Annotated in this window: 13 protein-coding genes and 1 pseudogene; 9 read left to right on the top strand and 5 right to left on the bottom strand. The window is 68.8% G+C overall.

All coding sequences use genetic code 11. The annotated features are described in order from the left end of the window. Positions 1 to 203 precede the first annotated feature (203 nt). Together B100_RS37245 and B100_RS0116685 are read right to left on the bottom strand one after the other, a co-directional pair. Positions 204 to 374: a hypothetical protein gene (locus B100_RS37245; RefSeq protein ID WP_199785257.1), complete on the bottom strand. Its 171-nt coding sequence runs from the start codon at positions 372 to 374 to the stop codon at positions 204 to 206. A 34-nt stretch (positions 375 to 408) separates the two neighbouring features. Next, entirely contained in the window at positions 409 to 765 is a 357-nt protein-coding gene (locus tag B100_RS0116685; RefSeq protein ID WP_024885576.1) for a PRC-barrel domain-containing protein, read from the bottom strand. Between the two features lie 253 nt (positions 766 to 1018). Here B100_RS0116685 and B100_RS0116680 point away from each other — a divergent pair, with 253 nt between their 5' ends. Continuing rightward, complete coding sequence (locus B100_RS0116680; protein ID WP_024885575.1) at positions 1019 to 1852, top strand: YhjD/YihY/BrkB family envelope integrity protein; 834 nt, start codon at positions 1019 to 1021, stop codon at positions 1850 to 1852. 96 nt (positions 1853 to 1948) lie between these two features. Here B100_RS0116680 and B100_RS0116675 read toward each other — a convergent pair whose 3' ends face one another. Then, a complete protein-coding gene (locus tag B100_RS0116675) occupies positions 1949 to 2209 on the bottom strand; it encodes a hypothetical protein (RefSeq protein ID WP_024885574.1) in 261 nt (86 codons plus the stop codon). Here B100_RS0116675 and B100_RS37620 point away from each other — a divergent pair. Continuing rightward, entirely contained in the window at positions 2208 to 2612 is a 405-nt protein-coding gene (locus B100_RS37620) for a DUF5994 family protein (protein WP_486585652.1), read from the top strand. The genes B100_RS0116675 and B100_RS37620 overlap by 2 nt on opposite strands. Here the strand turns inward: B100_RS37620 and B100_RS0116670 are convergent. Then, entirely contained in the window at positions 2557 to 3597 is a 1041-nt protein-coding gene (locus B100_RS0116670) for an acyl-CoA desaturase (protein ID WP_024885573.1), read from the bottom strand. The genes B100_RS37620 and B100_RS0116670 overlap by 56 nt on opposite strands. Before the next feature lie 747 nt (positions 3598 to 4344). Next, complete coding sequence (locus B100_RS0116665) at positions 4345 to 12621, bottom strand: protein kinase family protein (protein ID WP_158686723.1); 8277 nt, start codon at positions 12619 to 12621, stop codon at positions 4345 to 4347. Positions 12622 to 13547: 926 nt separating this feature from the next. Between B100_RS0116665 and B100_RS0116655 the strand changes: the two are divergent. The 7 genes and pseudogenes from B100_RS0116655 to B100_RS0116620 all read left to right on the top strand — a co-directional run. Next, positions 13548 to 13953: pseudogene (locus B100_RS0116655) on the top strand (ATP-binding protein); the annotation flags it as partial. 517 nt (positions 13954 to 14470) lie between these two features. After that, positions 14471 to 14560, top strand: a complete 90-nt coding sequence (kdpF, locus tag B100_RS35055; RefSeq protein ID WP_037722934.1) for a K(+)-transporting ATPase subunit F — start codon at positions 14471 to 14473, stop codon at positions 14558 to 14560. An 8-nt stretch (positions 14561 to 14568) separates the two neighbouring features. Further along, a complete protein-coding gene (kdpA, locus tag B100_RS0116640; protein WP_024885570.1) occupies positions 14569 to 16230 on the top strand; it encodes a potassium-transporting ATPase subunit KdpA in 1662 nt (553 codons plus the stop codon). Then, positions 16230 to 18353 carry a potassium-transporting ATPase subunit KdpB gene (kdpB, locus tag B100_RS0116635; RefSeq protein ID WP_199785256.1) on the top strand — a complete coding sequence of 708 codons (2124 nt, stop codon included), beginning with the start codon at positions 16230 to 16232 and terminating at the stop codon, positions 18351 to 18353. The genes kdpA and kdpB overlap by 1 nt, the downstream gene beginning before the upstream one ends. Before the next feature lie 5 nt (positions 18354 to 18358). Then, positions 18359 to 19027, top strand: coding sequence for a potassium-transporting ATPase subunit C (locus tag B100_RS0116630; RefSeq protein ID WP_024885568.1), 669 nt, complete (start codon positions 18359 to 18361; stop codon positions 19025 to 19027). Between the two features lie 134 nt (positions 19028 to 19161). Continuing rightward, positions 19162 to 19845 (top strand): response regulator transcription factor, encoded by a 684-nt coding sequence (locus B100_RS0116625; protein WP_024885567.1) that lies wholly within the window; start codon positions 19162 to 19164, stop codon positions 19843 to 19845. Between the two features lie 12 nt (positions 19846 to 19857). Continuing rightward, on the top strand, positions 19858 to 22401 hold the full coding sequence (locus B100_RS0116620) for a sensor histidine kinase (RefSeq protein WP_024885566.1): 2544 nt from the start codon (positions 19858 to 19860) through the stop codon (positions 22399 to 22401). Positions 22402 to 23064 lie beyond the last annotated feature (663 nt).

The raw sequence follows: 23064 nt of genomic DNA, 5'->3' as shown, positions 1-23064 counted from the left end.
GGCGGGGGAGGCGCAGCGCGGGGGCGGCCTTCGTCGGTAGGGCGACGTCCCGGGTGACGTCAAGGAAGACGTCCTGGGCCGCACCGGGGGGGCGACAACGTTCGTACCGTCATGGCGGATGGCGGGATGGAAGCCTGCCCGGAGCTGTTGAACCGGGCCGGTGGGCATTGGGCCCCCTCCCGGCCCGGCAGCCCTCAGGACGTTCAGCGCAGGCGCTGGTGCCGGCCGGAGCCGCGCATGTGCATGCCCAGGTACACCAGGGCCGCCACCAGTACCACGATGCCGATGACGAGCAGGTAGAACAATCCTTCTGCGGCAACGCCGATGATGCCCAGCACGATGGCCGCGATGACGAGGAGGAGGAAGAGCGTCATGAGGTAAGGCACCTCTTCGATTCGGCGGGGTCGGTCAGCGTCGGGCGAGTTGCCGCTCACCGTTCGCACCGGGCTGATAGGGCAGGCCGTAGTGCGCGAACACCGCCGCCTCGTCCTCGACGGGCAGCACGTCGTCGGTCCCGATCGCCGGGCACTTCTTCACCAGCGCCCGCTCGTAGTCGACCTTCACGTAGCCCGGCCCCACGACCGCGCCGTGCAAGGGGACGAAGACCAAATGGCGGCGGGTGGGCAGTCCGACCTGAACGGTGCCCATGGCGGGCTCGTCGGTGCTGGTGTCCACGTAGACAGCCTCCAGTGTGCCGATCTTGTGGCCACCCGCGTCGACGACGTCGTGGGCGCGCCACTCGCGGATGTCCGCACTTTGGATCATCCTTCGGCTTCCCTCCGCACGGCGGTGTACCCGGAATGGGCACTTCGCCGAGTGCCCGTACCAGCCGTGGTGACACCTCCCGTTGCAGGATGGCGCAGACCGGTGCTGTGGGCCGGGACGGCCGGGGCACCGGAAAGCCCGATGCGTGTCCCGACTCCCAGACCGGTGGGCTCGTCCATCCGGGACAGCCTGTCGGGGAACCTCATGTCGCGCCCTCCCCTGTTGAAGGCATCGCCCGTGATAATGGACAGACATGCCTGAAAAGTCCCCCGTGGCCGCGGACCGTTCGTTTCGGTTCGGGCGGCTGCGCCGCGCCGTCAGCCGTTCGCCGGTCGGGCGCGGATGGCGACGGGGCGCGCAGATGGAGCTGGGGTCGCGTTCGCTGGGCTTTTCGGCGCTGGGGTTGCTCACACTGGTGCCTTTGCTGATCATCGTCTCCTCTGCCGATCCCGAGCACGGCCGGGGGTTCGCGCAGTGGCTGGGCGAAGGGCTGGGCGTGTCGACGGCCGCCAGCGAGCAGGTCGAGAGGTTGTTCGCTCGGCCCGGCCAGGCGCTCCGGAGCACGACCGTGTTCGGTATCGCCGCCCTCGCCCTGTTCGGCCTGGCTTTCGGGGCAGCGGTGCAGACCGGCTACGAGAAGGTCTGGGACCTGCCGCCGGCTCGCTGGTGGGCCAGGTGGCGGCACGTGGTCTGGCTCAGCGTCCTCGCCGTCTTCCTCTTCGCCTCCGCCACCACCACACTACGGCCGGAACCGCTGGCAGGCGGGGCTGTCGCATCGCTGAGCGCTGTCCCGTTTCTCTGGTGGTTCCAGCACCTGCTGCTCGGCGGGCGCATCCGCTGGCGCGCCCTGTTGCCGGGTGCCGTGGCCACCGTGATCGGGCTGCTCGGTCTGAGGATCTTCTCCGCCCTCGTCTTCTCGCCGCTGATCGCATCCAACGCCGTCGCCTACGGACCCGTCGGAACCCTCCTGGTCGTCGAGTCCTGGCTGCTCGGCGTGGGAGTCGTGATCTTCGGTGGCGCGCTGGTCGGCCGATTGTTCTACGCGGAGATCCCCCGAGTGACACGCACATGGAAACGACGCAGGTGAGGAGGGGGCATCAGACGCTCATCCCGCCCGGGGCAGACGATCCGACCTGAGCCGGGTCGAGGCCGTACGCCGTCCCGACACGGGGTGGGCGGACGATCAGTCGCACCCGGGCTCCTGACCGGTGTGTCCGGTCGACCGGCTGGACTCCAGCCACGAACGGGCGGGCTCGGCCGCGCGGGTGGTGTCCACGGTGAGTTCGAGACGGGTGCCGCCCTCGCCGTTCGCCGGATAACTGCGCTGTTCGGTGGCGGCGAAGCAACGACGGAGAACTTCCGCCACCCGCCGTGCGTCCTCGGGCGACGCGGCGACGACGTGAACCTCGGCATACCCGGCCGAGGGCGCTTCCTGGGACTCCATGGCGACCTCACTGCGCGGCTGGATGCGATCGGACCAGAGCGCCGATCACTCTAGTCGCACACATCACCCGCCTCGGACCTCGACGCCTCTCCTCGGGCCGGGTGGTCCGAGGAACACCGTGCGGGGAAGTGCCCGGAGGTCCGGGGGCGAGTTCTGCCGTCCGTGTCCCGAACTGCCCGCACTGGCGGCCGTGCTCGATCTGCTGTGGGGACGGATCACTCGGATCACGGTGAACCCGCCCAATGGCCGGTCGTCCCGCGCAACGGTCACCGTCGCCGGGCACGTGGTGAAGACGGGTTGGTTCCGGGGCGCCCGCGGCGGCGTCGGCCGCGGGCGCCCGGGAGTTTCTAGGCGGGGACGCGGTAGTGCCGGAGGGGCGCTCCCGCCCGATGGAGGCTGGTGAGTGCCTGTCGGTAGGAGGCGATCAGTCCGGTCTCCAGGTAGTCCACGCCCAGTTCCTCGCAGTAGCGCCGGACGAGGGGCCGTGCCTTGCGCCGGTTGGGGCTGGGCATGCTGGGGAAGAGGTGGTGTTCGATCTGGTGGTTCAGGCCGCCCAGGGCGATCTCGGTGAAGCGGCCGCCGTTCACGTTGCGTGAGGTGAGCACCTGGCGGCGGAGGAAGTCCGGGCGGTCGTCGCCTTTCAGGATCGGCATGCCCTTGTGCTTGGGGGCGAAGAGGGAGCCGAGGTAGAGGCCGAACAAGCCCTGGTGGACGGCGAGGAAGGCGATCGCCATGCCGGGCGGCAGGACCCAGAACAGGGCGGTCAGGTACGCCACGCAGTGCGCGGCCAGCAGAACGCCGTCGAGGGCCCGGTGCTTGAGCGAGCGGTTGGCGACCGCCCTACCGCTCGACACGTGCAGGTTGAAGCCCTCCGACGTGAGGAGCGGGAAGAACAGGAACGCCTGCCACCGACTGACGAGACGGGGGAGTCCGGTGGCGGCGCGGGCCTGGTCCTGGGACCAGACCAGCAGGTCGGGGGCGACGTCGGGGTCGAGGTCCTCGTTGTTGGGGTTGGCGTGGTGACGGGTGTGCTTGTCCTGCCACCAGCCGTACCCCATCCCGATGCCCGCTCCGGCGATCCGTCCGGACACCTCGCTGGCCCTGCGCCGGCGGAACACCTGACGGTGGGCCACGTCATGGGCGACCAGGGCCACCTGCCCGAAGACGACAGCCAGGAAGACTGCGACTGCCAACGTCCACCATGAGCGGCCGACGAGTGCGAAGGCGATCCATCCGGTGGCGTAGAGCCCGGCCACCGCGGTGATCCGGAGTGTGTAGTAGCCGGGGCGGCGTCCCAGTAGTCCGGCATCCGCGATTTTCCTCGAGAGCCGGGCGAAGTCGCTGCCGGAACTCTCGGAACGCGGAGCGCGGACGGTGACATTTGTCATGACTGGGTAAACTCTCTGCTAGCCGTGCAGGCGGCTCCGGGCCGCTGCCCGGTGAGTTCTGGTGGCGGTCGCGGACACTGGCCGGAGAGGTGCCGTCCGCAGCGTCGGCCTGTCGTGACGCTGCCCCTCGGACCGGCCGGGTGCCCAGCCGGGCAGGTCTTACCCGGTCGGGGGCCGTCTTTCTACGGCCTTCCCCGTGCATGCAGGTGATGGAGCGTCGGGTGCCGGGTTCAGCTGCCCACCTTCGGCGTCGGATCGGAAGCCGTCCGGCGTTGAAGGGGGTCTGCTCACTCCGGGCGGTGTCGTCTTCGAACCCGTGACGCTCATATGACGCTCGGACCGCCGGTGGGGAGAGGACCGGCGGCTCTGAGCGGTAGCTGTTGCCCACCAGGAACGGTGGTTCTGCGGCGTGCTGTGAAGCCCTGATCTACGCACGCCGCCTGCTGGGACGTCTGGATGCATCGATGCTCCTGCCGACCGACTCCAACTACGATGCGGTCGACTTCCCTCAGCCGTGCAGGACACCGGCGCCCGATTCGTGATGCGCTCCACTCGCAAGCGGCGCCCGACGGTGCGCCGCCCGCTGCCCGACGACTCCTGCGTTACCGCGGTCCTCCCGCGCCGCTACCGTGCCAGGGCGGGCGGGCAGCGGGTGGTGGAGGCGTGGCTGTCCGTCGTCCTGGCCGACGGCACGCGGCGCACCGAGCTGTGGCGGCTGTTGACCAGCCGCCTGCGTCCGGGAGAGCGTCAGCCGCTGACAGCGTCGACGATCTGTGTGGCAGCCGTGAATGCCGTGGCGGCTCCAGCGATCGTCTCAAGCGTGTCGCGCAGGAAGCCAGCGAGTCGGGCGATCCTGCCGGGGTTCGGCTGCTCGTTCTGTACCTCGCCCTCGAGCCGCTCGAGCGTGGTCGCCACGTCGTTCGCGTCGCCCTCGTTCATCTGGTCATGGATCCGCTCGATCTCCGCGCGGAGTTCGGCGACCAGCTTGCCCAGATCCTGCTTCTCAGCGGTCGCATCTGGACCGACGGACGACGTATTGGTGACTTTGGCCTTGCTCTTGTGGCCGATCGCATTTCCCTGCAGGGTGGAACGATCGATCTTGATGCTGCTGTCAGTCATGGATTCCTCCTGGATGGAACGGGCTGAGGCGGTGACGTAGTTGATGACCGGTGGCGGGGATGGTGAGGGAAAGACCGGCATTGCCTTGAAGGTGTGTTCGTTTGGATAAACCTCGCTCGGGCCTGGAGGTGCCTTCCGCGGGCCGAGTTCGGCCGGAAGCGCGCTGATCAGTGCTTCTGCCAGATCCGACGGGGATCGGTACCGGCGGGCTGAAAGCGGGTGCAGGACATCCTTCAACAGAAACTGCAGGGCCGGCGGAACCCCCGGCAGGTCGTCGCGGACCAGCGCCTCCGCGTCCACGGAATTGTCCGGCTTCAGCGGCAACAGGTGCTCGGGGTGGACCAGTTCGTACAGTACGGCCACCAGTGCGAGGGCGTCGTGCTCGGGCCCCCGGATGTCACCGTCCCCCATCGCCGCCCGGTAGTAGCGCGAACCTCTCGGTGTCAGCAGCGGGCGGTGCTCGGGTCCCGCACTCACGCACCCGTACCCCCAGCCGACCACGAACACCTCTCGATTGTCGTTCTGAGCGTCGCCGGACAGGATCAAGTTGGCGGGGCGGATGTCCCCGTGCGACATGCGCTGGTTCTCCCACACATTCTGGAGTGTCCAGCATGCCATCAGCACCCAACGGGCGGCTTTCACCGGATCGATGGACGGGGTCGAGACAAGGTGATCGCCCAGTGAGAATCCGTTGACTCGCTTGTAGACAAGCCAGCTTCCCCGGACTTCCCAGCGCGAAGGAACTCCCTGCATCTGTTCGTATGCGTCGCCGCCGAGCACCTTCGTGATCTCGCGCAGCACGTTGCGATCCGCTTCGGGGTAGTACTTGGCGATGTACTTGGTCGACGGATCGTCCCGGTGCACGGCCACGCAGGACCGCTTGTCGGACGGAGAGATGCGATCCTGCACCTGGTAGCCGGCAGTGCGCAGCTCCCGCTCATGCGGATGCATCCCGTCCGGGTCGTCCTCCGGAGGGCCGCTCTGCTCCTTGAGCCATCCCTGCACGATTCCATTCGCCCAGGACAGGCAGTTGCCCTCGAGGACCAGCAATCCGTAGTCCAGGTAGTCGTCCAGCTGCCGCCGTTCCTCCTCCGTGAGGGCACGGCGGACCTGCAGTTCGTCCGGATCGGTGTCCAGTTCGCTGTCGATCTTGAAGAACAGGTCCGGGATCCGGGCGCCGCTCGCGTAGGGGTCTGCGATGTCCAGCACAGCTTGACGCTGCCTCCTGACCCACTCGCCGGCCTCGTCCACGAGCTGTTCGTCGATGACCGTACGATTCAGCTGCTCCAGCAGCTCGGCGAGCCTCTTGCCCATCATGTGGACGTGCTGAGGATGACCCCGTGTCTTGTCGTAGACGAGCTCGGCAGCAGAGGCGAGCACCTGGACGGTATTGTCGAAGCCCTGGTGAACGATCTGCAGGGTCGCCTGACGGTCCAACGGACCGATGCGCATGGGCTGGGAGAAGTCCTGCTGCGACAGCGTGCCTTCGAGGGACTGGCGCAACTGTTCGGTGGTGCAGGAGCCGCTGAAGAGCAGAGCCAGAGTTCCGTCGAGCTTCAGTGCGCGCAGAACGCCCATGTCGTTCGCCTTGGCCTGAGAATTCGGATAGCGGTTCAGCAGCTCCTGGAACTCGTCGACGACGATCAGCAGAGCGATCTCCTCGTTCGGCCACACCTCGCGGCGCAGGCGCCGCCACCAGCGGCGGAAGTTCACACTGTTGTCCCCGGGAAGCTCCACGCCGCTCAGGTCGCGGCCGTACACGTCCTCGATCCGGTCCAGGACCGAGTTTGCGATCTGCTGAAGCATCGGGGCCGACCCCGGATTCGTCTCCTGTCCGTCGACCAGAACGGTGAGGGCGCGCGGAATGCGCCATTCCGGCGGCGTCAGCAGCTCGCCGGCTGCCCCGCTGTGCATGCGCATCAGTTCGTGGATGATCGATGTCTTGCCGGCTCGCCGAGAGCCCATCATGACGAGTGACGGCACCGAGTGCCGGTGAGCATCCGCGTACACGGTGCGCAGACGTTCAAGCTCGCTCGTGCGCCCGACGAACATGCCCGGCACTGCCGGTTCGCCCGGCCGGAACTTGGACACGACTGCTTCCTGACGCACGAGCTGCTTTACCTGCACGGTGAACAGCGCCGTTTCCGTCTCGTCCCCGTTGGCCGGCGTCCCGGAGACCTCGACGGTGAGTTCGCGGTCGGAGGCGGGGACCGCGAGGAAGCAGCCGACGGTGTTCGACGCCTTCAGCTCCCCGAGAGACCTCTCGTGGCCGAGCACCGTGACCTTCGTGTCACGCAGATCCCGGCCCGCGCGCACGACGAGCTGGAGCTCGACCGGCCCGTTGCTGAGCCGTGTCGCGGTGGATCGCCGCAGGGTGACGGAGCCTTCGGACGACGTCGCACCCGACAGCAGCTGATCGCGGCCGTAGTCGTCCCACACCGAGCGCAGCGCGTCCTGCGTCGCCTTGGCGTGGACGCCGAGCGGCTCGGAGAGATCCGGGATCAGCGCCTCTCCCGTGCGAATCTGGTTCTCGGTCTCAGCTGTGTGGTCTTCGAGCGTCTCCGCCGACGCTCTGCTCGTCGGCCGAGCCTGGAACTGCTGCCACTGCCGCTGCCAGCACCTGGCGAGGCTTCGGCTCACTGCCACGTCGAGGCCCACTGCGCACTCGGCCAGCGTGTCGCCGACTTCCTTCAGGTGGTCTCCGAGCTTCGGACTCCTCAGCAGCTCCTTCGTCGCAGACACCAGAGACGCGAGCTTCTCGGACGGCTCTCCCGCCGCTTCGGTTACAGCCCGCCCGGCCAGAATCTGGTCGGCGTAGTCGTGCGGGTCCGGCAGACCCGCCTCTTCGAAGGCGTCGGCCAGCCGGGAGCAGACCGTGTGGTGAGGCGCTCCACCGTTCAGCGCTCGCTCGAAGGCGGCGACTGCGGTCCGGTACTGTCCTCGGCGCGCACAGGCCATCCCGAGCAGCAAGGCCCGCGTCGTGACTTCCTTCTGTGCCGCTCTGCCCGTCGAGCGCCGCACCTTGCCGCTCAGGAACTTGTGCAGGCGCACGGGATCGTCCTCGAGAAACTCGTACACACGCTGCAACTGCGCCTCGGTCAACGGCTGGACGCCGCTGTTCAGGGCCTCGGGTGTGCCGGCCGCGAGCGCGGTGTCGACCAGGACGTCACCGGGTGGTGGGGTCGGCTGGCGCAGCAGGTCCAGCGCCTGGGCCACCAGTGACTTCTCCCCTGCCTCGTCCGCGAGGACGGCTGCCAGCGCGGCCGGTGTGGAACTGCGCTGCGGGTCCAGCCGTGCGTGCAGCAGCAGCAGTTCCACCGCGGCGACGGGCATGTCAGCCATCTCGCGGTCGGTGAGCAGTCCGGCATGGGCGAGCAGTTGGTCCTCGTCGGAGTACCAGACAGGTGAGAGGGAGAGCAGTCTCACTGCCTCGGCGTAGTCACGACGGGCGCAGGCAAGGTACACGAGGACCACCTGTCGGTCCCGACGGGAACCGATTAGCGACGCGACCGTACGGGCCTCCTCGTCCCGCTCCGCGTTGATCAGGCAGACAGCGGCCACCGTTGAAACGCGTGCGTAGCGGGGCTTCCTGGCGACGAGCTCTAGGGCGTGGTCCGAGGCGAGCTCCCATTCCTCGTTCGCCGCCGCTTCCAGCAGATCCTGCGCCTCTTCCTTTGCCCAGCCGGGAAGCTGGTTCCGCAGGGCCGTCGGGCTCGTCGGGGGCTGGAACCGTGCCAGCGCCCGTACCCGGAGGTCGTCCAGGGTGGGTGTGTACTCCTTCTTGAGTCTGCGCACGGTCTGCCGCCGGTCCAGACCCTGGTCGACAATGTTCCGCACTACCCGGTCGGCGGCCCGGCCCGGGGAAGGGAGAGGACCGGCTGCTTTGCGCAGGATCGCGGCCTCGGCACAGGTCGGGTTGCTCATCAGCGCCAGCTCGGCATAGCGGCCCAGGTCCTCCCGGGCTCCCAACTGCTGGGAGAGCTTCGCCAGGGAGAGATGGAACTCGAAGTGAGCGTCGTTGGAGTGATAGGGCTCCAAGAGGGCACGCAGCTCCTGTGCACGCCCGAGCGCCCTCGCCACGCGGACCGCCGGGGCGAGCAGCTCGAAGTTCGCCTGGGTCCTCTCGATCCATTCCGTCAGGAGTTCCCAGGCGGGGACCGGACGCTGTGCTGCCTCCAGGACCATCGCCAGGCCGGCCGCCGTGGCGGCATCCGGCGTGAGGGAGAACAGTTCCCGCATGATCGGCACATAACGCCCGGCCTCCTGGACTTCTCCCAGGCGCATCGCCTTCCGCACCGCGTCGGCCGCGGTGCGGAAGGCGCTGATACTCGGGGCGCTGCGGCATTGCGCGATCAGACGGGCCGCCTCGACCTCCGCCTCGGCGAGAAACCGGTGCTGGACGGAAGGGGACGACGAGGCCGGACGTGAGGAGGCGCTGCCCCGCACATCGTCCGGCTGTGCGATGGTGCGCCGTCGGACAGGAACCAGCCCCGTCTGCTGGGGGACCTTACGGCCGATCTCCGTGAAGAGGGCGTTGAGGGCGGCCTGCTGATCCGGCGACGGCTGACGGGGCAGCACGCGCAGACAGTATTCGAAGGTCGTGGTGGCGGCGTGCAGCCGGCCTGTGGCCGCATAGGCGCATCCCAGGTTCCAGGCCGCTCCGGCCGTGAGCCACAGGGTGTCGGCCCACTGATCGTGCAGGAGCAGAGCGTCTTCCGGACTTCCGGCCAGGACCAGGTAGCCCAGCGCGTTCGCGAGGGCGACCGGATGATCACGGACTGCCGCCGCCCAAGCGTCGGCGATGTAGTCGAGGGTTGATCCGGGCGGTGGCTGCTGGGCCAGACGGATACCGGGCTCGGTGGCCACCGGACCGCTGATGGTCGCGGTCCTGGGCCTCAGTTCTCGCCGGGCGGCCGGCTGTTGAGGTCCCGCCTCCCGCGTGCGCGGTGGCCTCTTGGGCAGGAGCTCGTTCGGTATCCCGGCTTCACGCGCCGCCCGGTCACGGAGCAGCAGCATCCGGGGAAGCTTTTCCGGTGGCGTCCATGACACGCACCTCTGTAGCAGTTCGGCCGCTTCCCTTGCCTGGCCGCCGTCGAGCAGCCAGTAGGACACCTCACGTACCAGGTAGTCGTCGCCTGTCTCCTCCACGTCCTCGAGGAGAACTGCAAAGGGAAGTCCGTCCGGAATCGGTGTCTGAGTGTTCCGGAGCCCCGACACGATGTCGGAGATCGTGATGCCCCCCTGTCCGGACGTGGCACGGGCCTCCCACAGCGCGTCCAGCAGACCGCCGGCGCGGAGCCTGTCCTCTAGGGTCCGGAAGACGAGGGTTTCCCCGTGACCGCTGTTCGGGTCACCGGTCCCCGTCGTCACAACCCCCGGCAAACCAGAAGGCGACGAACTTCCCGAGTCGGTCATCGCGCGGAGGCGCTGCTCCAGAGGACCGGTCCATGTGTCCGGCGCTCCCAGGTCATGCGCCTGGTTCAGCACATTCCGTGCGACGACGGTGTCGAGGCACCGCGGATCGAGCGCCGTACGGGCCAGCTCGACGTAATGCCGCCAGCCGAGCGCGTCCGGCGTCTCGGCGATCCGGGTGATCACCGCCCGCGCGCGCGCCAGGTCACCCGACTCCCGGCAGATGCGCAGCATGAGAAAGGCTCCTGGCGACGAAGCGTTCTCGCCGAGCACCTGTTCCAGTAGACGGGCCGCGTCCTCCGCCCGCCCCGACTCGTACAGATGCTTGGCCAGCGACTCGCTGGTCTGGCTGCCGTCGGCCGAGTGCTGGACGGTCGGCTGCGGAGCGGCCGCCGCCAAAGGCGACTGGACACCGTGCTGGGCACAGAACGAGGTCACGGAGTCCAGCTGCTCGCGGGACATCTTCCCGGGTAGGATCCGGTACATGACCTTGAGGGACTCTACGGCGTGACCCACTAGGCCGACCGCCGCGTACGCGCAGGCGATGTTCCAGGCCGCGGACGCGTTGAGGTACTGGCGGCGCCCGTAACGGCTGTAGACGCCCAGTCCTTCAGTCGGGCGTCCGGCCAGCACATGCCATCCCACGGCTGGCCCCAGGGCCGAGGTGAATCCCGCCGCCCGGGCCTCGGCGTAGGCTCGGGCCGCCCGCGGCGCATCGTGGAGGGCGACGGCGTCGACCAGTTCCGCCATGTCGGGCCTCTCGGCGAACGAACGGGGGACCTTGCCCAGTCGTGGCTCCAGAGGGAGGCCCCCGGCCTTGGCGGCGTACAAGGAGAGGCCCTCGGGCGGCAGAGGCGGATGGCCGAGGTGGAAGGCCTTTTCGGCCCGGGTGTACTCGCCGCAGGACTGGAGCGCCTGTTCCAGCAGATGCCAGGTCATCGGGCGCAGCGCGGCCGCGAACCGCAGCTCGGAGCGTTCCAGCAGTTCGGCGGCTGCCCGGGGGTCGACCTGCAGCAGCTGCCGAGCAGTGCGGTGCACCGCCTCGTCGTCGCCGGACTGCGCGAGTTGGTGCAGGGCCTGCTGAGCCTCGGCCACTATCGCCGGGGTGGCGTCGAAACGCCTGCTGGCCAGGATCCGCGTCCTCAGGGCCTCGCTCGGATCGTCGACGACCGTGTCGGAGAACCGCAGACGGGTGTCGAGAGAGCTTCCCGCAACGGTTCCGTGGTACGCGGACGTCGTCCCCGACGGAACAGAATCCTCAACGGGTGGCGGCGGTGTTCCGGCAGGTCCGGCATCCTGGCCCACGGCTGGCCCCGTCTCCCGGGGCGCCGACCGGCCGAGGCGCTGCCCAACTGCGTCCAGGTAGCGCGCGGCCGCACGCAAGTCCCTGTCGTTGAGGTATCTTTCGGCGGTTCGCAGATCCAGGTCTTCTTCGGTCTGATCGCTCAGCGCCTCACGGTACGTCTCGAGCCGGCGGGCGAGATCCATCTCCTCCCGGGCCTCGGCGAGCATGTCGATCCCCTGCTCGGCATCTTCCAGATCCCCGCGTGCCAGTGCTTCCATGACGAGGGAGCGCAGCGGGAGCAGATCCTCGGAACCCGGTCCTTCGCCGGGTGACGCCAGAGCCTGTGCCTGTTCCCCAAGTCTTTCTAGAGGCGCCAAGGCCTCGTTCAACACATGACGAGGGATGCCGGAATGCTCGACCACCAGGGCGACCCGGGGGCGGGCGAGCGGATCGGCCTCCTCGAGGACCCGCTGCGCCAGAAACGGCAGGAGGGAAGCTCCGTCGCCTGTACGCGGCGAGTCGATTTCGGCGTAGTCCAGCGCCGCCGTCAGCACGGACGCGAGCGTCGCGTCGAGGCCGGCCCCGAACAGATCTTCCGGGCGGGGAATCCGCGGCGCTTCCCAAGGAAAGGCGTCCGCCAGTTCCAGCAACCGCTCAACCTGTGCGACCACCTCGGTCGTGGCCTTCACCAACTGCCGATGGCGGAAGGACTGCTGGTCCTGCTGGAAACGTACGACCCCGGCGACCAACTCCTCCGGGCTGCGGGACAACAGCCCGTGGTCGTCCAGCCGACCATCGGCCACGTCGCTGAGCAAGTTGGCGACCGGCTGGACGAACAGGCCTTGCGTGACGGCACGGTAGGTCCCCGCCAAACTCTGGGTGAGATCGCGCAGCTTCTCGGCCTGCTTCCTCAGCAGGCCGGAACCGAGCGAGTTCAGCAGGGCCGCCGACGACGTGCCGTCCACCGTTTCCGCTAACTGGTGTGTCAAAGGCGCAGGGAGAGCCTGGACCGTACGGAACAGATCAGTACGGCCGCGCCCCTCCCAGGCTTTCGACGACCAGTCCAGAAGCTGTGCCAGCGCCAGGTCGCCGGACTCGAGTGCTGCTTCCGACAGCCACGACCCGAGCTCCGCTCCCGGACCTCCGTCGACGATCCTTTCCGGCCGTTCGGCGGCGGCTGACGAAAGGATGGCGATCCGGCGCTGCATCAGCACTATGAACGGAGCCGTCGCCCGGAGATGCTCGACAGACCAGGGCGTCTCCCGCTCACGGTGTCCCGCGATGAAACGGACAAGCTGACGGGCTGTCTCCTGGGACGTCCCGACCACGGACGTCTCGAACGATCCGCTGCTCTGCACCGCCTTGCACCCCCGTAATCCTGGCTAGTCATGCGTCACTGACGCAGTATCGGGGCTTTTCCGGGGTGCCTCCACTCCACAGGCGTCACCGGATCCGCGTTGACACCGTTCTGTGACAAGGAGAGGACGGTCGGAGCTGACCTAGGAAGAGGGAGAGGCTGCACTTCCGGCGGCGAGCTTGCCGGTGCGAACGCGTATGGCGGCGACCGCAAATCTGGTGAATGGGTCCTGCGGCCTGACAGTGGGGGGCGTACAGAGGGAGAGTCGGCAGTGCCCACCTGGGAGACAGCTTTCCGGTGCCCGCCCAACTACGTGCAGTGCTCGAGCGGCTGTGCGGTGCAACGGTGAGCCCTTCGGGCCTGTCGAGATCGGCCGTGAGGTCTGTAGTCAGCCGGTCCTGAGGTGCTGGCCAGGCGGGATTGCTTGACGCTCGTCTGACGCTCACAGGGGGTTTCGGGCCGGTGGAGGGCCTGAAAGTGCCGCCTGATCTGGGGTTTTAGGATGATCGCATTTTACGACCTGTTCCCGATGACGCATCATGTGGAGTGCGTGGCGATCCTCGAGCCCGTGGCGAAGGGCCGCTGACCTGTTCGAGTTACTGAGCGCAGCCTCATTCTGATTGCGCAGAGTGCTGTCGAGCGGCGTTGTGCCCCGCGGAGTCGACTCGAGCTGGCACATTCCTGTCGAAGTGGACTTGGACAGGATCCCGTGGGCACGCAGGGTGAAGGCGTCGTGAGTGGGATCTGCTCACGGAGTTCGTCACGGATGCGGAGCCCTTTCAGGATCTCGTCCGCACCTTCACCCGCCGCAACGCACACGCGCTCCTCCCCGGGGGGCCTGCCGGCCCCGTCGGCACCACCGAGGTTGCCGACCCGACGGCCCGTACCAAGCACGAGGTCGACGTCATCGCCCTCGCCCTTGCCCTGGGGCGAGCGTCCGCAGGCGCCGCGCGCTCGGATCGTCCTGATCGGCCAGGCCAAGGCCACCGCCGCTCGCGGAACCGGCGATCTGCAACGTCTGGAGCGCATCCGAAGCCTGCTCACCGAGCAGGGCTACGACACCACGGGCGCCACGCCGGCCTTCTTCGCTCTCCACGGGTTCCCTCCCGATCTGCTGGACGCCGTGGCGCGGCGTGCTGATCTCCTGCTGGTCGATCTGCCGGGCCTGTACGGGATCGGGTAGCCATCAACTTGGACATCCGTCCCAGCCTTCGACCGGCACGTTCGATGGGCGCGATGCTGTGACCCCACGGCGGCGGTGATCTGTCCCGGCCAGTCGACGCCGGCACGGCCGGGCACCCCCGACTCGGGCAGTCGGCGCACGGCGACGGCCATGATCACCGGGGCGACCGGCTGCTGCAGAACCAGCGGGGCGCGGTCGCCGCCCGGGGCCGTACGGCGGGAGACGAAACGCGGTGAGCTGCCGTTTCCGGCTGCCGTGAGGCCGGGCCGTCTGCCTCCATGGCGACTCTGCTCACCCCTCGGACCGGGCGCCGTCAGGGTTCCGTCAAAGCCGTGGGCCCCGCCGTAAGGGGGGCGTCAACGACCGGCCTGATCCGGCCACGGATGCGCTTTCCTCTAATCGTCCGTATCAACCGAACCTCACTCCAGGAGTTCGCGATGGCCGATGTGGCCTTCGTCCTCGTCACGATCGCGGGTTTCGTACTCGTGGCTCTCGCAGCCAAGGGGGTGACGAAGCTGTGACCGCCGAGAACATCGTCGGCCTCGTCGTGGCCGTCTCCCTGCTGGGCTACCTCGTCCTCGCCCTGATCTTCCCGGAGAGGTTCTGAGACAAGAGATGGGTCCCGTACTCGCCGGCGTACTCCAGTTGCTCGCTCTGACAGCCGCGCTGGCACTCGCCAACAAGCCCCTCGGCACCTACATGGCCAAGGTGTACTCCTCCGACAAGCACCTGCGTGTCGAGAAGTGGATCTACAAGGGCATTGGTGCCGACCCCGACACGGGGATGCGCTGGCCCGCGTACCTGCGCGGCGTCCTCGCCTTCTCCGTGGTCGGCGTTCTGTTCCTCTACGCCCTGCAGCGGCTCCAGGGAGTCCTGCCCGGCTCGCTCGGCTTCGCCGCTGTCGACCCGGACCAGGCGTTCAACACGGCCGTCTCCTTCGTGACGAACACGAACTGGCAGTCGTACTCGGGCGAGCAGGCGATGGGCCACGTCGTGCAGACCGCCGGCCTGGCCGTACAGAACTTCGTCTCCGCCGCCGTCGGCATAGCCGTCGCCGTGGCGCTCGTGCGCGGATTCGCCCGCTCCCGCACCGGTGAGCTGGGCAACTTCTGGGCGGACCTGGTGCGCGGTGTCGTACGCATCCTGGTGCCCCTGGCGGCTGTCGCCGCGGTCGTGCTGGTCGCCTGCGGCGCGATCCAGAACTTCTCCGGCATTCACGAGGTCGGCCAGTTCATGGGCGGCACGCAGCAGTGGAACGGCGGCGCGGTCGCCTCGCAGGAGGCCATCAAGGAGCTGGGCACCAACGGCGGCGGCTACTTCAACGCCAACAGCTCCCACCCTTTCGAGAACCCCACCCCCTTCACCAACCTCTTCGAGATCTTCCTGATTCTGCTGATCCCGTTCTCGATCACCCGGACCTTCGGTTCGATGGTCGGCTCGGTCAAGCAGGGCTACGCGATCCTCGCCACCATGGCCACCATCTGGCTCGGCTTCGTCGCGCTGATGATGTGGACCGAGTTCGCCCATCACGGCCCGGCCTTCCAGGCCGCGGGCGGGGCGTACGAGGGCAAGGAGGTCCGCTTCGGCGTCGGCGCGTCCTCGATCTTCGCGGTGTCGACCACGCTCACCTCGACCGGAGCCGTCGACTCCTTCCATTCCTCCTTCACCGGTCTCGGCGGCGGCATCACCCTGCTCGGCATGATGCTGGGCGAGATCGCGCCCGGCGGGGTCGGCTCCGGCCTCTACGGCATGCTGATCATGGCGATCATCGCGGTGTTCATCGCAGGTCTGATGGTGGGCCGCACACCCGAGTACCTGGGCAAGAAGATCGGCTCCCGCGAGATCAAGCTGGCGGCCTGCTACATCCTGATCACCCCGGCGCTCGTGCTCGTCTTCACCGCGTTCACGATGGCGCTGCCGACGCCGGCGAACTCGATGACCAACAGCGGCGCGCACGGGTTCTCCGAGATCCTGTACGCCTACACGTCCGGAGCGAACAACAACGGCTCGGCGTTCGCCGGCCTGAACGCGGACACGCAGTGGTTCAACACCACGATCGGCCTGGCGATGCTCCTCGGCCGGTTCATGCCGATGGTGTTCGTGCTGGCACTGGCCGGCTCGCTCGCCGTGCAGAAGCCGGTCCCGGCCACCGCGGGCACCCTGCGCACGGACAAGCCGCTGTACACCGGGCTGCTGGTCGGCACGATCATCATCATCACCGGTCTGACGTACTTCCCCGCACTCGCGCTGGGACCGCTGGCCGAAGGGCTGGCGTGATGACCACCGACGTAAAGAGGCAGGACCTCATGTCGACTCCCACCCTGGCGCCCCACCAGGACGCCCTCACCGGCCACAAGACCGCCGAGGGCCGTGTGGGCGCCGGCCTCTTCGACCCCAAGCAGCTGGTGAAGTCGCTGCCGGACGCCTTTCGCAAGCTCGATCCGCGGGCGATGGCCAAGTCCCCCGTGATGTTCGTGGTGTGGATCGGCTCCGTGTTGACCACGGTCTTCTCCTTCACGGACCCGGGCGACTGGTTCGGCTGGACCGTCAGCGCCTGGCTGTGGCTGACGGTCGTCTTCGCCAACCTGGCGGAGGCCGTCGCCGAGGGCCGCGGCAAGGCCCAGGCTGACACCCTGCGCAAGGCCAAGACCGGCACGGTCGCGCGCCGCCTCGTGGGCGACCGCGAGGAGCACGTGCCCGGCACCGAGCTGAGGATCGACGACCTGGTCGTCTGCGAGGCCGGCGACGTCATCCCCGGTGACGGAGACGTCGTCGAGGGCGTGGCATCCGTCGACGAATCGGCGATCACCGGCGAGTCCGCGCCCGTGATCCGCGAGTCCGGCGGCGACCGTTCGGCGGTCACCGGCGGCACCAAGGTCCTCTCCGACCGGATCGTCGTAAAGATCACGACGAAGCCCGGCGAGACCTTCATCGACCGAATGATCAATCTGGTCGAGGGCGCGGCCCGGCAGAAGACGCCGAACGAGATCGCGCTCAACATCCTCCTGGCCTCGCTGACCATCGTCTTCCTGCTTGCCTGTGCCACGCTGCCGCCCCTGGCGGACTACGCGGGCACCCACCTGACGATGGTCGTGCTCGTCGCCCTGCTGGTCTGCCTGATCCCGACCACGATCGGTGCCCTGCTCTCGGCGATCGGCATCGCCGGAATGGACCGGCTCGTGCAGCGCAACGTGCTCGCCATGTCCGGCCGCGCGGTCGAGGCCGCCGGTGACGTCTCCACCCTGCTGCTGGACAAGACCGGCACCATCACCCTGGGCAACCGGCAGGCCGCCGAGTTCGTGCCCGTGCGCGGCACGACCGAGGCACAGGTCGCCGACGCGGCGCAGCTCTCGTCGCTGGCCGACGAGACGCCCGAAGGACGCTCCATCGTGGTCCTCGCCAAGGAGAAGTACGGGTTGCGGGAGCGCCACCAGGGCGAGCTGGTGGGTGCCGAGTGGATCGCCTTCACCGCCCAGACCCGGATGTCCGGCGTCGACGTCGACGGGCGCAGGATCCGCAAGGGCGCGGCCGGTTCGGTCACCGCCTGGGTCCGGGAGAACGGCGGCACCGTCGCCGACGACGCCGATGTGATCGCCGACCGCATCGCCGAAGCCGGTGGTACACCCCTGCTCGTCGCGGTCGAGGACGCGCGAGGGGCCCGTGTCCTGGGCGTCATCCACCTCAAGGACGTCGTCAAGGACGGCATGCGCGAGCGGTTCGAGGAGCTGCGCCGCATGGGCATCAAGACCGTCATGATCACGGGTGACAACCCGCTGACGGCCAGGGCGATCGCCGAGGAGGCCGGGGTCGACGACTTCCTGGCCGAGGCCACCCCCGAGGACAAGATGGCCCTCATCAAGCGGGAGCAGGCGGGCGGCAAGCTCGTCGCGATGACCGGTGACGGCACCAACGACGCGCCCGCGCTGGCCCAGGCGGACGTCGGCGTGGCGATGAACACCGGCACGTCGGCCGCAAAGGAGGCCGGCAACATGGTCGACCTCGACTCCAACCCCACCAAGCTCATCGAGATCGTCGAGATCGGCAAGCAGCTGCTGATCACACGGGGCGCACTGACCACGTTCTCCATCGCCAGCGACGTCGCCAAGTACTTCGCCATCATCCCCGCGCTGTTCGCCTCGGTCCACCCGGGCCTGGACAAGCTCAACATCATGGGTCTGTCCTCCCCGGACTCCGCCATCCTGTCCGCCGTCATCTTCAACGCGCTGATCATCATCGCGCTGGTGCCGCTCTCCCTGAAGGGCGTGCAGTACCGGCCGGGCAGCGCGGACAGGCTGCTGCGGCACAACCTGACGGTCTACGGCCTCGGCGGACTCGTCGCTCCGTTCATCGGCATCAAGATCATCGACCTGCTCGTCTCCCTCATCCCCGGAATCGGCTGAAGGCCATGAACAACTCCGTATCGAACACCGCCCGGCTGCTCGGGGCGGGCCTGCGCGCCCTTCTCTTGCTGACCCTGGTGACCGGTGTCCTCTATCCCCTGGTCGTCACGGGCATCGCGCAGGGGCTGTTCCCCGACCGGGCGAACGGCTCCGAGGTGAAGGCGGACGGCAGGGTCGTCGGCTCGTCCCTCATCGGACAGGCGTACAACCTGCCGCTGAAGGAGGGCCAGGAGACCCCGGCACCGGACCTGAAGTGGTTCCAGGGCCGCCCGCAGAACGGCCTCGGCACCAACAGCGTCAACACCCAGTACGAGCTCATCCTGTCCGGCGCGACCAACCGGTCCGGGGACCACGAAGAGCTCATCCAGTGGGTGAAGGACGCCAAGGCCGCCGTCGTCAAGGACAACTCCACGGGCACCTACAAGGTGAAGCCGTCCCAGGTGCCCGCCGACGCGGTCACCTCCTCCGGCTCCGGACTGGACCCGAACATCTCCCCGCAGTACGCGGACATCCAGGTCCACCGGGTCGCCGAGGAGAACGGCCTGTCCATCGCGCAGGTGCAGAAGCTCGTCGACGAGCACACCGAAAGCCGCACCCTCGGCTTCATGGGAGAGCCGCGCGTGAACGTCCTCGAACTCAACATCGCGCTCAAGGAACTCGTGGCGAAGAGCTGATGGCATTGCACGATGTCTTCGGGAGTCCGCGGCTCCAGGTACACCCCGGTGCCCTCGGCTCCCGCATCCGTGACGTCGGACGCCCCGCGTCCGGGCGTACCCGGCGCGACGTACGACAGGAGAGGCAGACACCCATGACCCGGGTGCTCGTGGTCGAGGACGACCCGCAACTGGTGCGGGCCCTCGTCCTGAACTTGCGTGCCCGCCACTACGGCGTGGACGCGGCTCCGGACGGGGCCACGGCCCTGCGGCTCGCCGCCGCACGGCAGCCCGACGTGGTGCTGCTCGACCTCGGTCTGCCTGACATGGACGGCGTCGACATCGTCAAGGGCCTGCGGGGCTGGAGCCGCGTGCCGATCCTGGTCCTGTCCGCCCGCCAGGCGTCCGACGAGAAGGTCGCAGCCCTCGACGCCGGCGCCGACGACTACATCACCAAGCCGTTCAGCATGAACGAGCTGCTGGCCCGGCTGCGGGCCGCGGTACGCCGTACCGAGGACACCTCGGTGGGTGCGGCGGTGACTCTGGTCGAGACAGACGACTTCACCGTCGACCTCGTGCGCAAGAAGGTCGTCCGGGACGGGCGTGACGTGCGGCTCACCCCGACCGAGTGGCACCTGCTGGAGATCCTCGTGACCAATCCCGGCCGGCTGATCACGCAGAAGCACCTTCTCCAGGAGGTCTGGGGCGTCTCCCAGAGCGGTAAGACCAACTACCTGCGTGTCTATACGGCCCAGCTGCGCCGCAAACTGGAGAGGGACCCCTCCCAACCCCGCTATCTGATCACCGAGCCCGGCATGGGCTACCGCTTCGAGAACTGACCGGGGAACGACATGGCACGTGGCAAGCTTCGGATCTACCTCGGCGCGGCTCCCGGTGTCGGCAAGACGTACGCGATGTTGTCGGAGGCGCACCGTCGCGTCGAGCGGGGCACCGACTGCGTGGTCGCCTTCGTGGAGCACCACGGCCGGTCGCGCACGGAGGTGATGCTGAGCGGGCTGGAGCAGGTGCCCCGTAAGGAGCTCGACCACCGGGGCGGCACCTTCACCGAGATGGACGTCGACGCCGTCCTGCGCCGGGCTCCCGCGGTCGCCCTGGTGGACGAGCTGGCCCACACCAACGTGCCGGGCTCCCGCAACACCAAACGCTGGCAGGACGTGCAGGAACTGCTCGCCGCCGGCATCGACGTGATAACGACCGTCAACATCCAGCACCTGGAGTCGCTGGGTGACGTGGTCGACTCGATCACCGGGGTGCGGCAGCGCGAGACGGTCCCCGACGAGGTCGTACGGCGTGCCGACCAGATCGAGCTGGTCGACATGTCACCGGAGGCGCTGCGCCGCCGCATGGCGCACGGCAACATCTACAAGCCGGACAAGGTCGACGCGGCTCTGTCCAATTACTTCCGGCCGGGCAACCTCACCGCCCTGCGCGAACTGGCTCTGCTCTGGGTCGCCGACCGGGTCGATGCCTACCTGACCAAGTACCGCAGCGAGCACCATGTCGCGGCCATATGGGGCTCGCGGGAGCGCATCGTGGTGGGTCTGACCGGCGGCCCGGAGGGGCGCACCCTGATCCGGCGCGCGGCGAGGCTGGCGGAGAAGGGCGCAGGGGGTGAGGTACTGGCTGTCTACATATCCCGCAGTGACGGCCTGACCGCCGCCTCGCCGAGGGAACTGGCCGTCCAGCGCACGCTGGTGGAGGATCTGGGCGGCACCTTCCACCACGTCGTCGGCGACGACATCCCGGCCGCTCTGCTCGACTTCGCCCGCGGGGTGAACGCCACGCAGATCGTGCTGGGTGTCTCCCGCCGCAGGGGCTGGCAGTACGTCTTCGGTCCCGGAGTCGGCGCCACGGTGGCCCGCGAGTCCGGTCCCGACCTCGACGTCCACCTCATCACGCACGCCGAGGCGGGCAAGGGCCGAGGCCTGCCGGTGGCCCGCAGCGCACGCCTCGGGCGGTCCAGGGTCGTCGCGGGCTGGCTCGTGGGTGTGCTGGGCCCCGTCCTGTTCACCTGGCTGCTGACGGGTGCCGTTCCGGACGTCGGTCTCGCCAACGACATGCTGCTGTTCCTGTCCCTGACGGTGGCGGCGGCCATGCTGGGCGGGCTGTTCCCGGCGCTGGTGTCCGCGGTGGTGGGCTCCACGCTGCTGAACTGGTACTTCACCCCGCCCGTCCACGCGCTCACCATCGCCGACCCGCAGAACATCGTCGCCATCACGGTCTTCGTCGGGGTCGCCGTGGCCGTCGCGTCCGTGGTGGACCTTTCGGCCCGGCGCACCCACCAGGCGGCGCGGCTGCGGGCCGAGTCGGAGATCCTCTCCTTCCTCGCCGGCAACGTCCTGCGCGGCGAGACGAGTCTCGACGCCCTCCTGGAACGGGTCCGCGAGACCTTCGGCATGGAGTCGGTGGCCCTCCTGGAGAGGGAGAGCGACGTGGCGCCCTGGACGTGTGCCGGCAGCGTCGGCCCGCGCCCCTGCGCCGGTCCCGACGAGGCGGACGTCGACGTCCCGGTCGGGGATCACACGGCCCTGGCCCTGTCCGGCCGGGTGCTGCCGGCGGAGGACCGCCGGGTACTGGCCGCGTTCGCCGCCCAGGCGGCGGTGGTCGTGGACCGCCGGCGTCTCCAGCAGGAGGCGAACCAGGCCAAGGAACTCGCCGAGGGCAACCGCATCCGCACCGCCCTCCTCGCTGCCGTCAGTCACGACCTGCGCACCCCGCTCGCCGGTATCAAGGCGGCGGTCACCTCCCTGCGCTCCGATGACGTCGAGTGGTCCGAAGAGGACCAGGTGGAACTGCTGGAGGCCATCGAGGACGGCGCCGACCGCCTCGACCACCTCGTCGGCAACCTGCTCGACATGTCCCGCCTCCAGACCGGCACCGTCACCCCGATCATCCGTGAGACCGACCTGGACGAGGTCATCCCGATGGCGCTCGGCGGCGTACCCGAGGGCAGCGTGGACCTGGACGTGCCCGAGAGCCTGCCCATGGTCGGCGTGGACCGCGGCCTGCTGGAACGGTCGGTCGCCAACATCGTCGAGAACGCGGTGAAGTACAACCCGCCGGGCGAGCGCGTCCTGGTCTCCGCGAGCGCCATAGCCGACCGGGTGGAGATCAGGGTCGTCGACCGCGGCCCCGGTGTCCCGGACGAGGTCAAGGACCGCATCTTCGAACCCTTCCAGCGTTACGGCGACGCTCCGCGCGGCGACGGGGTGGGACTCGGCCTCGCGGTCGCCCGCGGCTTCGCAGAGGCCATCGGCGGCACTCTGCACGCCGACGACACCCCCGGCGGCGGCCTGACCATGGTGCTCGCCGTACGGACTGCACCCGGGCGCCGGCGGGAGCGGCCGGATGTGTCCCCCGCGGTCACGTCCTGATGGTCCGTGGGAGCGTACGCGCGCATGAGGCCACGGCGAGGCGGGCGGGTCGCACGGGACCGGCACCCACGCACCACCGAGAGGGCTGTGCAGACATGGAACCACTCCGGGAACGGGGAACGCGATCCCGGATCGTCGGCCTCACGAGCGGCTCGGCCGTCCTCATCGCCCCGTGCGACGTCGCGTTCCTCCCCGTCAACGGCGGCGTCATCGCCCGGTTCGAGGGCTACGAGGCCGACGTGCTCGTGACCCTGACCCCCGAAGCCGCCGTCGAGGCCGGGTCCGTGCCGCCGGCCGGCGCCCGGGGAAACTCCGCGTTTGCCGTGACCCGGCGCGGTAACACCCCACGAGGACGAAGGTCCTCGGGACGGTTCCCGGCCCCTGGTCAGCGGCGGCCGAGGGGGCGACGGACTCCGGGGCGCCGTCATGTGTCCCGTTGGTGTACCTCCCGCGCAGGTGTCGTGAGGGCCCGCATTATCCTGAGCTCCGCGACCGGTGGCCCGTGGGTGGGGCGCATCCCCGTGAGGGGCGACGGGGCGAACCGCACGGGAGGACAGGGGCGTGGCCGAGGACGTGGGCCGGCATGAGGGAAAGGGTGTCGCGTGGAGCGTGCAGGCCGGTCGGTGAGCGGGTCGCGAGACGGAGTCGACGTACAGGTGTTCA

This window comes from Streptomyces sp. CNH189 (genome assembly GCF_000527195.1).
This window is presented reverse-complemented; position numbering and strand designations above follow the sequence as displayed.

What these genes read in the sequence shown, in the direction of transcription:
- B100_RS0116685 (WP_024885576.1), bottom strand. Translation starts at nt 765, where the DNA reads ATGATCCAAAGTGCGGACATCCGCGAGTGGCGCGCCCACGACGTCGTC.
- B100_RS0116625 (WP_024885567.1), top strand. Translation starts at nt 19,162, where the DNA reads ATGACCCGGGTGCTCGTGGTCGAGGACGACCCGCAACTGGTGCGGGCC.
- B100_RS0116670 (WP_024885573.1), bottom strand. Translation starts at nt 3,597, where the DNA reads ATGACAAATGTCACCGTCCGCGCTCCGCGTTCCGAGAGTTCCGGCAGC.
- kdpB (WP_199785256.1), top strand. Translation starts at nt 16,230, where the DNA reads ATGACCACCGACGTAAAGAGGCAGGACCTCATGTCGACTCCCACCCTG.
- B100_RS0116675 (WP_024885574.1), bottom strand. Translation starts at nt 2,209, where the DNA reads ATGGAGTCCCAGGAAGCGCCCTCGGCCGGGTATGCCGAGGTTCACGTC.
- B100_RS37245 (WP_199785257.1), bottom strand. Translation starts at nt 374, where the DNA reads ATGACGCTCTTCCTCCTCCTCGTCATCGCGGCCATCGTGCTGGGCATC.
- B100_RS0116620 (WP_024885566.1), top strand. Translation starts at nt 19,858, where the DNA reads ATGGCACGTGGCAAGCTTCGGATCTACCTCGGCGCGGCTCCCGGTGTC.
- B100_RS0116680 (WP_024885575.1), top strand. Translation starts at nt 1,019, where the DNA reads ATGCCTGAAAAGTCCCCCGTGGCCGCGGACCGTTCGTTTCGGTTCGGG.
- B100_RS37620 (WP_486585652.1), top strand. Translation starts at nt 2,208, where the DNA reads ATGGCGACCTCACTGCGCGGCTGGATGCGATCGGACCAGAGCGCCGAT.
- kdpA (WP_024885570.1), top strand. Translation starts at nt 14,569, where the DNA reads ATGGGTCCCGTACTCGCCGGCGTACTCCAGTTGCTCGCTCTGACAGCC.
- B100_RS0116665 (WP_158686723.1), bottom strand. Translation starts at nt 12,621, where the DNA reads ATGCAGCGCCGGATCGCCATCCTTTCGTCAGCCGCCGCCGAACGGCCG.
- B100_RS0116630 (WP_024885568.1), top strand. Translation starts at nt 18,359, where the DNA reads ATGAACAACTCCGTATCGAACACCGCCCGGCTGCTCGGGGCGGGCCTG.